This is a genomic window from Bacillus sp. jun7 (genome assembly GCF_051034795.1).
Lineage (GTDB): Bacteria > Bacillota > Bacilli > Bacillales > Bacillaceae > Bacillus > Bacillus velezensis.
Map to the genome: position 1 here is coordinate 2,359,361 of NZ_CP093219.1, position 10,640 is coordinate 2,370,000.

Annotated in this window: 9 protein-coding genes, 1 tRNA gene, 2 rRNA genes and 1 other annotated feature (1 of these 13 cut by a window edge); of the genes, 4 read left to right on the plus strand and 8 right to left on the minus strand. The window is 44.8% G+C overall.

Annotated elements, in window-relative coordinates:
- Positions 1-70 precede the first annotated feature (70 nt).
- Positions 71-694, plus strand: coding sequence for a deoxynucleoside kinase (locus MJQ52_RS11445; protein WP_094247312.1), 624 nt, complete (start codon positions 71-73; stop codon positions 692-694).
- Positions 691-1,344 (plus strand): deoxyadenosine/deoxycytidine kinase, encoded by a 654-nt coding sequence (gene dck, locus MJQ52_RS11450; RefSeq protein ID WP_015388792.1) that lies wholly within the window; start codon positions 691-693, stop codon positions 1,342-1,344. Before MJQ52_RS11445 ends, dck begins: the two co-directional genes overlap by 4 nt.
- 130 nt (positions 1,345-1,474) lie before the next feature.
- Here dck and MJQ52_RS11455 read toward each other — a convergent pair.
- Positions 1,475-1,567, minus strand: a tRNA-Ser gene (locus MJQ52_RS11455).
- Positions 1,568-1,784: 217 nt separating this feature from the next.
- On the opposite strand from MJQ52_RS11455, the gene MJQ52_RS11460 reads away from it, so the two are divergent.
- The gene (locus MJQ52_RS11460) at positions 1,785-2,930 is read left to right on the plus strand and encodes a glycerate kinase (RefSeq protein ID WP_094247313.1); all 1,146 of its coding nucleotides are present in this window, start codon (positions 1,785-1,787) and stop codon (positions 2,928-2,930) included.
- Between the two features lie 11 nt (positions 2,931-2,941).
- Here the strand turns inward: MJQ52_RS11460 and serS are convergent, their stop codons facing one another.
- The 5 genes from serS to guaB all read right to left on the minus strand — a co-directional run bounded on the left by serS (position 2,942) and on the right by guaB (position 9,183).
- Positions 2,942-4,219: a serine--tRNA ligase gene (gene serS / locus MJQ52_RS11465; protein WP_003150709.1), complete on the minus strand. Its 1,278-nt coding sequence runs from the start codon at positions 4,217-4,219 to the stop codon at positions 2,942-2,944.
- Positions 4,220-4,273: 54 nt separating this feature from the next.
- Positions 4,274-4,486, minus strand: a binding site (T-box leader).
- Between the two features lie 52 nt (positions 4,487-4,538).
- Entirely contained in the window at positions 4,539-5,129 is a 591-nt protein-coding gene (gene pdxT, locus MJQ52_RS11470; RefSeq protein WP_007615126.1) for a pyridoxal 5'-phosphate synthase glutaminase subunit PdxT, read from the minus strand.
- Positions 5,130-5,150: 21 nt separating this feature from the next.
- On the minus strand, positions 5,151-6,035 hold the full coding sequence (gene pdxS / locus MJQ52_RS11475) for a pyridoxal 5'-phosphate synthase lyase subunit PdxS (RefSeq protein ID WP_003150714.1): 885 nt from the start codon (positions 6,033-6,035) through the stop codon (positions 5,151-5,153).
- A 197-nt stretch (positions 6,036-6,232) separates the two neighbouring features.
- Positions 6,233-7,564: a D-alanyl-D-alanine carboxypeptidase family protein gene (locus tag MJQ52_RS11480; RefSeq protein ID WP_025854089.1), complete on the minus strand. Its 1,332-nt coding sequence runs from the start codon at positions 7,562-7,564 to the stop codon at positions 6,233-6,235.
- Positions 7,565-7,716: 152 nt separating this feature from the next.
- Entirely contained in the window at positions 7,717-9,183 is a 1,467-nt protein-coding gene (guaB, locus tag MJQ52_RS11485; RefSeq protein WP_003150717.1) for an IMP dehydrogenase, read from the minus strand.
- A 120-nt stretch (positions 9,184-9,303) separates the two neighbouring features.
- Here guaB and MJQ52_RS11490 point away from each other — a divergent pair, with 120 nt between their 5' ends.
- The gene (locus tag MJQ52_RS11490; protein ID WP_025854090.1) at positions 9,304-10,254 is read left to right on the plus strand and encodes a YaaC family protein; all 951 of its coding nucleotides are present in this window, start codon (positions 9,304-9,306) and stop codon (positions 10,252-10,254) included.
- 44 nt (positions 10,255-10,298) lie between these two features.
- Here MJQ52_RS11490 and rrf read toward each other — a convergent pair.
- Positions 10,299-10,414, minus strand: a 5S ribosomal RNA gene (rrf, locus tag MJQ52_RS11495).
- A 50-nt stretch (positions 10,415-10,464) separates the two neighbouring features.
- Positions 10,465-10,640, minus strand: a 23S ribosomal RNA gene (locus MJQ52_RS11500) (it continues 2,754 nt past the right edge of the window).

A 10,640-nucleotide genomic window follows, 5' to 3' on the forward strand; every position in this document is an offset into this window, starting at 1 on the left:
TTTCTGTGAGTGTGATACAATATAAAGGCCGGCAGCTGACGGATGTTTGCAGAATTAAGGAGGATTTTCAATGAACAGAGCCCCTTTTATCGCGGTAGAAGGTCCTATCGGGGCAGGAAAAACGACACTCGCTACGATGCTTTCTGAAGAGCTCGGTTTTCCTATGATTAATGAGATTGTGGAAGACAACCCTTATCTCGATAAGTTTTATGACAATATCGAGGAGTGGAGTTTCCAGCTTGAAATGTTTTTTCTATGTCACAGGTATAAACAGCTTGAAGACACCGATCGAGATTATATAAAACAAGGACAGCCCGTTTTGTCCGATTATCATATTTATAAAAATGTTATTTTCGCAGAGCGTACATTGCACGGCCAAAAGCTTGAGAAATATAAGCAGATCTATCATCTGCTCACTCACGACCTGCCGAAGCCGAATATCATTGTATACATAAAGGCAAGCCTGCCGACATTGCTTCAACGCATTGAAAAACGCGGGCGCCCGTTTGAAAAAAATATCGAACATCAATATCTGGAACATCTCATTGCAGATTACGACACAGCCATCAGACAGCTTCAGGAAGAAGATCCGGATATATCTGTACTGACCATTGACGGTGATACTGAAGACTTTGTTTTGAATAAGACAGACTATGAAAGAATTGCCCGTCAGGTAAAGGAGCTTATTAAATGAAAGACATTCATATTCCAAACAATGCCATTATAACAGTAGCAGGAACGGTAGGAGTCGGAAAATCGACTTTGACCAAAGCTTTAGCAAAACGGCTCGGGTTTCATACCTCACTTGAGGAAGTGGATGAAAACCCTTATTTAGAGAAGTTTTATCACGATTTTGAACGCTGGAGCTTCCATTTGCAAATTTATTTTCTGGCTGAGCGGTTCAAAGAGCAGAAAAACATGTTTGAATCAGGCGGCGGATTCGTGCAGGACCGTTCGATTTATGAAGATACAGGCATATTCGCAAAAATGCATGCGGATAAAGGAACCATGTCGCTGACAGATTACACAACATACACAAGCCTATTTGAGGCGATGGTCATGACGCCGTATTTCCCGCATCCTGATGTTTTGATCTACTTAGAAGGCGACCTTGAATACATTATAAGCCGGATTGAAAAGCGGGGCCGCGAGATGGAGCTGCAGACAAACCGCTCTTATTGGGAAGAGATGTATACACGGTACGAAGACTGGATCAGCGGTTTTAACGCCTGCCCTGTGCTGAAAGTACGCATTGAAGATTATGACCTTGAAGCTGATGAACAGTCACTGGAACCTTTGATCGAAAAAATCAGTCACGTGATCAACGAAAACAGAAACAAATAAAAATAGCAAAGCGATTTTCCCCGAACAGAGAAAATCGCTTTTTTTGCATATAAAAAATCCGCTGCATCACATGCAGCGGACAAAACAATCTCCAATATATGCTCGAGTTTCATTAGGTTTAAAATCAATATGGCGGAGGAAGAGGGATTCGAACCCCCGCGGGCTTTGACACCCCTGTCGGTTTTCAAGACCGATCCCTTCAGCCAGACTTGGGTATTCCTCCGTATCGACATTTAATAATATACCACATGACCCAAATTTCAGTCAAGCGCTTTTTCATATTTTTTATTTCATTTCTTAAACAGCTTTTCCGTCAGCTTTACTATCATACAAAAGTCTTGCGTCCAATTCAACCTCAGTATGCCATACGGGCAGGAAAACACAATAAAAATCAAGAATAGATTCAAACAGATAACCTGATCATAAAGGTGGAGAACATAGTGAAAATCATCATTGCACCCGATTCTTTCAAAGAAAGCATGACATCAAAAGAAGCAGCTGACAGCATAGAAAAAGGATTCAAAGCGGTCTTCCCTGACGCGGAATATATCAAGATACCCGCGGCTGATGGCGGAGAAGGAACCGTTCAGGCTTTGACGGATGCCACTGGCGGAAGCATCATCAAAAAAACTGTGACCGGTCCGCTGGGAACACCGGTAAACGCCGCATATGGACTTCTGGGAGACGGACGCACGGCAGTCATTGAAATGGCGGAAGCATCGGGTCTCCATCTCGTTCCCCGCCACCTCAGAGATCCGTTGAACACAACGACAAGAGGAACGGGTGAACTAATAGCAGATGCAGCCTCCCGCGGGGCGAGTGAGATCATCATCGGGCTTGGCGGGAGTGCAACCAATGACGGCGGAACAGGAATGGCGAGCGCGCTCGGTGTGCGTTTCTTAAATGAGGAAGGTCAGGAGATACCTGACGGCGGAGGCGCTCTGCACACCCTAGCTTCTATTGATATAAGCGGGCTCTCCCCTGATCTGAAACATATCCGTTTTCGTGCCGCATGTGATGTCGAAAATCCCCTGACCGGTGAAAACGGCGCGTCATATGTCTTCGGCCCGCAAAAAGGGGCGTCCGAGAAGACTAAAGTTGTATTGGATCGCAATTTACGCCATTTCGCTGACGTATTGAGACGTCAGCACGATATCGAAGCGGATACCGTAAAAGGCGCAGGCGCCGCAGGTGGGCTGGGCGCTGGACTGATCGCTTTCTTACAGGCAGAACTTCAAAGCGGGATTGACGTTGTATTAGATACACTGTCCTTCTCAGATCAGATAAGAGATGCTGACCTTGTCATTACCGGAGAGGGCCAGATTGACGGACAAACGATATTCGGCAAAACCCCCGCCGGGATCGCCGCACGCGCAGCCGCTCAAGAAATTCCCGTTATCGCATTGGCGGGCTCCTTAGGCAAAAATTTTGAGCATGTTTACAGCGCAGGAATAACAGCTGTATTTTCTATCGTGCCCGGCGCTGTAAGTCTTGAAGACGCCTTAGCATCCGGCCGTTTTAACCTTGAAAGTACAGCCCGGAATGCCGCCGCTCTATACCGGGCAGCAAAAAAGGCGCGCCTCTAGGGCGCACCTTTTTATGGTTTGATGACTTCTTTATTTCCCATATAAGGACGAAGCACTTTAGGAATGATGACACTTCCGTCTTCCTGCTGGTAGTTTTCCAAGATGGCAGCTACTGTTCTGCCGACTGCAAGGCCTGAACCGTTTAATGTATGCACATGCTCCGGCTTGCCTTTCGCTTCGCGTCTGAATCGAATGTTCGCACGTCTTGCCTGGAAGGCCTCAAAGTTGCTGCAAGAAGAAATTTCACGATATGTGTCTTGGCTTGGAATCCAAACCTCAATATCGTACTTTTTCGCAGCTGTAAAGCCGAGATCACCGGTACACATGCTCATGACGCGATACGGCAGTTCAAGCAGCTGAAGCACCCGCTCAGCTTGATTTGTCAGTTTTTCAAGCTCCTCATAAGAATCTTCCGGCTTCACGAACTTTACAAGCTCAACCTTGTTGAACTGATGCTGACGGATCAAACCGCGTGTATCACGGCCGGCGGATCCCGCTTCTGAACGGAAGCAGGCGCTGAACGCGGCATAATTGATCGGCAGGTTCTCACCTGATAAGATTTCATCGCGGTGCATATTTGTAATCGGCACTTCCGCCGTCGGAATTAAGAAATAATCCTCTTCTCTGATTTTAAAAGCATCCTCTTCAAATTTAGGAAGCTGTCCCGTACCTGTCATGCTCGTACGGTTTACCATATAAGGAGGAATGACTTCCGTGTAATCATATTCATCAACGTGAAGATCCAGCATAAAGTTGTAGAGCGCGCGTTCGAGGCGGGCGCCTAATCCTTTATAAAACACAAACCGGCTGCCTGTTACTTTTGAAGCGCGTTCGAAATCAAGAATGTTTAAGCGGTCTGCGATATCCCAATGAGGTTTCGGCTCATATGAAAATGCCGGCGCCTCTCCCCACTTGCGAATTTCAATGTTATCATCTTCCGTTTCTCCGACGGGCACTGAATCGTGCGGGATGTTCGGAATAGACAGAAGGATGGTTTCGAGCGTCGTTTCGACAGTACGAAGCTCTTCATCAAGCTTCTTAATTTCTTCGCCTACTTCACGCATCTCTTTAATAATATGATCAGCGTCTTTTTTCTCCCGTTTCAAAACGGCGACCTGCTGAGACACTTCATTGCGTTTTCCCTTCAGTTCTTCTACTTTACCGATAAGCTCTCTTCTCTTTTCATCCAGCTCTTCAAACTTGTCAAAATCAGATAAGTCTTCGCCTTTTGGAATGAGCTTCGCTTTTACCTCTTGAAAATTGGCTCTCAGCACCTTCGTATCAATCATGCCTAACAACTCCTATCTGTTTTTATCGAAAATAAAAAAGAGCCCTCATCCCCTAAAAGGGACGAGAGCTCTCGCGTTGCCACCCTGATTGAAAACAAGCTCACACTTGCTTCCCGCTTTAACACATAACGGTTTTCCCGTAAATGCCTACTTGTTTTCAGCATTTCGCTCAAGGACGGATTCGGACAGCATCTTTCACCGATTCGCACCACCCATCGGCTCTCTTTGAAAGAGGGGCTCCCTACTGCTTCCTGTCAACGCTTTTCGATCTTTATTTGTGATTATAATGTACTATAAGTATCAGCGGTTTTCAACTGTTTTATACAGCTGTTTCCTGCTTATGCTTTTCCGCCATCTTCACAAACAGCTCTGTCACCCGGTGATCATCCGTCAGTTCAGGATGGAACGAGCAGCCGAGGAAATTTCCCTGCTTTGCAGCCACGATGCGTCCGTTATGCTCACAAAGCACTTCAACATCTTCTCCGGCTTCTAAAATATGCGGTGCGCGAATAAATACACCCGTAAACGGCTCATCAAGGCCTTTAATCGTCAGATCAGCTTCAAAGCTGTCGACCTGACGGCCAAAGGAATTACGCTCGACAACAACGTTCAACAGCCCTAAATGAGCATTATCCGTTCCCGCTATCTCTTTGGCTAAGATAATCAGACCGGCGCATGTGCCGAACATCGGCTTGCCTTGGGCGGCAAACTCGCGAAGCGGCTCCATAAAATGATACGTATCCATTAAACGCCGCATTGTCGTGCTTTCCCCTCCCGGCAGGATTAAGCCGTCGATGTCATTCAGCTGTTCAGGACGCTTAATGACGACACCTTTTGAACCACATGCTTCAATTGAACGAATATGTTCTCTTACTGCTCCTTGAAGTCCAAGTACACCAATTGTTAACATGCTTCCAGCTCTCCTATGGTTTTACCAGCCGCGTTCTTGCATACGCTGTTCCGGCAATAGATTTGAGATTTCGATTCCTTTCATTGCTGTGCCTAATTCTTTAGAAAGCTCAGCGATCAGTTTGTAGTCTGTGTAATGAGTCGTTGCTTCAACAATTGCTTTGGCGAATTTAGCAGGGTTGTCTGATTTGAAAATACCTGAACCGACAAATACGCCGTCAGCGCCAAGCTGCATCATCAATGCCGCGTCAGCAGGCGTCGCTACTCCGCCGGCAGCAAAGTTCACTACAGGCAGTTTGCCGTCACGTTTGATTTGAAGAAGCAGTTCATAAGGAGCGCCGAGGTTTTTAGCTTCAGTCATCAGCTCATCATCGCTCATCGCAACAACTTTGCGCACTTGCGCGTTTACTTTTCTCATATGGCGGACAGCTTCCACAATGTTTCCTGTTCCCGGTTCGCCTTTTGTACGAAGCATGGAAGCTCCTTCGGCGATACGGCGAGTTGCTTCGCCGAGATCACGGCAGCCGCATACGAACGGGACTGTATATTCATTTTTATTTAAATGAAATTCTTCGTCAGCCGGAGTCAGAACTTCACTTTCATCGATGTAATCTACCCCCATTGCTTCAAGGACACGCGCTTCAACGATATGTCCGATACGCGCTTTTGCCATTACGGGAATGGATACAGCATTCATTACTTCTTCAACGATTGTCGGATCAGCCATGCGGGCAACACCGCCGGCAGCGCGAATATCAGCCGGAACGCGTTCTAACGCCATTACGGCAACAGCTCCCGCCTCTTCCGCAATCTTCGCTTGTTCAGCATTTACAACGTCCATGATGACGCCGCCTTTTTGCATTTCCGCCATGCCGCGTTTTACACGATCAGTACCTGTTTGAGCCATTATTTGGTCCCCCTAGTCAATGTATAGTTAGATAATGTCTATCTCTTATTGTATCCCAGAAATACAATATTTCATATGGGTATTCTTATTTTACAGCGAGATGAATAAGATAGATATCATTTTTTTACTAATAATTTGGTTTTTTCAGTATATTAAGCAAAAGAGCCCTAACTTTCATCAGAGCTCTTTCTTATTTCTTAAAACCAGCCTGTTACCGTGTCAACGGCGCTGTTCCAGATACCGGAGAAGAACCCGCCGATGCCGCGCATCATCTGAACAAACCAGTTTGCTTTATCTACATCATTTTTCGTTACAAGATTCACGCTGAACTCTTTGGATTTGAGGAAGCCATAGTCTTTGTCACTGCCTTTGTATGTAACTGTCAGCGTTCCGACTTTCGTTCCCTTTTTCACAGGAGCCGTGATTTCTTTTTTATCTATATTCACTTCGGCTTGATAGTTCTTTTCATCCCCGCTTTTCACAGGAATAGAAAGCGCCTTGTCAGTAACAATATCAACTTGCTTGTCTTTCCCTTTTTCAACGTCAACCGTTTTGTGCCCTTTTACTTGAGAGCCTTCAGGGTAAAGATCTTTCATTGAGAAATTGCTGTTAAATGCGTAATCGAGCATTTTTTTCGTTTCATCAAAACGTCCGGTATGCAGGTTGCCTTTTGCGTTTAATACAACGGTGATGACCCGCATTCCGTTCCGCTGTGCTGTGCTTGTAAAACAAGATCCCGCAGAATCAGTAGAACCCGTTTTTAAGCCGTCAACGCCAGGGTATTCAGAAACAAGACCTTTTAACATGAAGTTCCAGTTCGGCATGTCCATTTCATCATCAGTGCCGGCTCTGAATTTTGTTTTAGCGATGCTTGTTGTTTTGAGAACTTCCGGATAATCAGTGATCAGGCGGCCTGCAAGAAGCGCCATGTCTTTAGCAGAAACTTCACTCTCTTCTTTAACGCCTTCTCCTTGCGGCTGCTTGCCGTGAAGGTCTTCATTCACAAGCCCTGTGGCATTTTTAAAATCATAGTTTGTCATGCCTAATTCTTTGGCTTTCGCATTCATTTCAGCGACAAATTTCGTTTCAGTTCCGGCAAGAATTTCGGCAACTGCAATTGCGGCTCCGTTAGCAGAGTAAATCGCCATGGCCTGATACAGTTCTTTAACCGTGTATTTGCCGTCTTTTCGAAGGGGGACGTTTGATAAACTGTTGTCTTGAGAAATTTCATAGACATAATCATCAGGAGTATACGTTTGGTCCCATTTCACTTTTCCTTCTTTAATAGCTTCCAGAAGCAGATATTCAGTCATCATTTTTGTCATGCTGGCAATCGGCAGTCTTTTGTCTGCATTTTTACTGTATAAAATTTTTCCCGATGAAGCCTCAATCATTATCGCAGCTGATGCGTTGACATCAATCGGGTCATTGCCGGCTGCCTCCGCTTTAGACATCGGAACAAAGCAAGTTGCAGCCAGTGCCAGTACCACTAATGACACCAACAGCTGTTTCCATTTCGTGATGTTCAATCTTACGACCTCCGTCATTCATTTTAAATCTATAATTAAGCCGTTAAGGACATATTCAAATTCAAAACACAACAGTATAAATTTTATCACACTCGATATAAAAAAAATAGACAGAGTCAGCGACCCTGTCAAATGTTTTTTATTTGTAACAATTATGAGATTGTGTAGTTTGGTGATTCTTTCGTAATCTGGACATCATGCGGATGACTTTCGCGAAGACCAGCACCTGTCATACGGATGAATTGAGCCTCTTCTCTTAAAGCGCGCAAGTCTTTTGAACCGCAATATCCCATACCTGAACGAAGACCGCCGACAAGCTGATACACTGTTTCTTCTACAGGACCTTTGTACGGAGTCCGTCCTTCGATACCTTCAGGGACGAATTTCTTATTTTCTTCTTGGAAATATCGGTCTTTACTGCCTTTTTCCATGGCAGCGACAGAACCCATACCGCGATATACTTTAAATCTTCTGCCCTGATAGATTTCAGTCTCTCCCGGGCTTTCTGAAGTACCGGCAAGCAGGCTTCCGAGCATTACGGCATGTCCGCCTGAAGCCAACGCTTTCGTAATATCTCCGGAGAATTTAATACCGCCGTCTGCGATAATTGTCGCGCCGTGTTTTCTCGCTTCAGTGGCACAATCATAAATGGCAGTGATCTGCGGTACGCCTACACCTGCAACGACGCGTGTCGTACAGATAGAACCAGGCCCGATTCCCACTTTGACAATATTTGCTCCGGCTTCAATCAGAGCTTTTGTCGCTTCAGCCGTTGCAACATTTCCTGCGATAATGTTCAGTTCAGGATATGTTTCACGGATTTTCGCAACTGTGTTCAGTACGCCTCTGGAATGTCCGTGAGCCGTATCAACCACGATAACGTCGACATTCGCTTCAACAAGCTTGCTGACGCGTGTCATTGTATCGCCTGTCACGCCTACCGCAGCGCCGACAATAAGGCGTCCGTGTTCATCTTTAGATGAATTCGGGAATTCGATAACCTTTTCAATATCTTTGATCGTGATAAGACCTTTTAATTTGTTTTGGTCATCCACTAATGGAAGTTTTTCAATTTTATGTTTCTGTAAGATTTTTTCTGCTTCGTCTAATGTGGTTCCCACAGGAGCCGTAACCAGCTCTTCTTTTGTCATGACATCACTGATTTTCATTGAATAATCAGAGATAAAGCGTAGATCACGGTTTGTAATGATACCGACAAGCTTTTGATCGTCTTTATTATCTACGATCGGAACACCGGAAATTCTGTATTTCCCCATCAAATGCTCCGCATCGAATACTTGATGATCAGGTGTTAAAAAGAAGGGATTTGTAATAACGCCCCGTTCAGAACGTTTGACTTTGTCAACATGTTCAGCCTGCTGTTCGATGGACATGTTCTTATGGATAATGCCTAAGCCGCCCTGTCTGGCCATCGCAATCGCCATAGCTGATTCTGTTACTGTATCCATTCCCGCACTGATGACAGGAATATTAAGCTTTAACGTTTTTGTCAGTTCAACAGATAAATCCACATCACGCGGAAGTACGTCTGATTGAGCCGGTACGAGCAGTACATCATCGAACGTTAAGCCTTCTTTTGAAAATTTACTTTCCCACATTAGTAAATCCCCCTCTTTTCGGCAAAATATTATATGTAGATTATCAACTAGAAAACAGCATGTCAAGGAAGCGAAAAAGAGTTGAAATATTTAGATAAAGGAAAGGGTTTAAAAATACATATGAGAGATCATGAGTGGAAAGAGTTATCATTATTTTATTCCGTAGAATCTTCCCAAAAATTTCTAAACAAAGTCTATACAGAAAGCGGCATGGAAGAACCAAAACGATATGCGTTTAAGAACAGTGAGCGCTTCATATTCTTTATCAAACACGCCGAGTCCTTCTATAAGCAGGCATCTCTTTCCCCTTTAGAAATTAAGCCTATTCTGTTGTTTTACGGGATGTCACAATTGCTGAAAGCCTGCCTTCTGACCACAGATCCAGGCTATCCAAGCCACGCTTCAGTACTCGCACATGGCGTGACTGCCCGGAAACGCAAAAAGCAAAATTACTCCTTTAGGGATGATGAAGTGAAGGTGCAGCGCAATGGCTTATGTATTCATGTAATGAAGCACTTATTCGGGATAGCTGGTCTTGAGGAAGAACGGTACACAATGAAGAAATTGCTGACAGCCATACCTGAATTGCATACTGTCTTTTACTTCCAAGAGAAAAAGAATTGGCTGACCCAAGTAGAACTGAAAGATGACCTTATTTCAGTGCCTGAGCATGCGGTGATTCATTACAATATGTCTGATTCCCGCTTTGCTGAATATATCAGCCATCATTTGAAGTGGTCTTTTCTGAGGAAAGACCATAACCACTTGGTTTTTGAGGCTGACCCGATAGACAGAGAACCTTGGTCTTCTCCAAATTTATTGTTTCACTTGGAGAAAAATCAATATTACATTCCCTCTCAGCGTGACCACTTCCTGCATCTTCCGGAAATGATTATTCATTATTTGGTCCTCTACAATATCGGGATGATTGCAAGATATGAAACGGAGTGGTGGTATGAACTGCTGACACAGCATGTCAGTGATGATTATGTGATGATCCGCCGGTTCTTAGAGGTAACGGAACGCAAATTTCCGTATTACGTTTCTAATTTCCTGAAGCAATACTTATAAATAAAAAAGGCAGCTCATGATGAGCTGCCTTTACCGTAATAATAGCTTGGCGGCGTCCTACTCTCACAGGGGGAAACCCCCGACTACCATCGGCGCTGAAGAGCTTAACTTCCGTGTTCGGCATGGGAACGGGTGTGACCTCTTCGCTATCGCCACCAAACCATTGAGAGTGTTCTCTCAAAACTAGATAACAGTAAGCATACATTCAAATTGGTTAAGTCCTCGATCGATTAGTATCTGTCAGCTCCATGTGTCGCCACACTTCCACCTCAGACCTATCAACCTGATCATCTTTCAGGGATCTTACTTCCTTGCGGAATGGGAAATCTCATCTTGAGGGGGGCTTCATGCTTAGATGCTTTCAGCACTTATCCCGTCCGCACATA

Excerpts from the sequence above, each read along its gene's own strand:
- pdxT (WP_007615126.1), bottom strand. The coding sequence starts at position 5,129 with ATGTTAACAATTGGTGTACTTGGACTTCAAGGAGCAGTAAGAGAACAT.
- MJQ52_RS11445 (WP_094247312.1), top strand. The coding sequence starts at position 71 with ATGAACAGAGCCCCTTTTATCGCGGTAGAAGGTCCTATCGGGGCAGGA.
- serS (WP_003150709.1), bottom strand. The coding sequence starts at position 4,219 with ATGATTGATACGAAGGTGCTGAGAGCCAATTTTCAAGAGGTAAAAGCG.
- pdxS (WP_003150714.1), bottom strand. The coding sequence starts at position 6,035 with ATGGCTCAAACAGGTACTGATCGTGTAAAACGCGGCATGGCGGAAATG.
- dck (WP_015388792.1), top strand. The coding sequence starts at position 691 with ATGAAAGACATTCATATTCCAAACAATGCCATTATAACAGTAGCAGGA.
- MJQ52_RS11490 (WP_025854090.1), top strand. The coding sequence starts at position 9,304 with ATGAGAGATCATGAGTGGAAAGAGTTATCATTATTTTATTCCGTAGAA.
- guaB (WP_003150717.1), bottom strand. The coding sequence starts at position 9,183 with ATGTGGGAAAGTAAATTTTCAAAAGAAGGCTTAACGTTCGATGATGTA.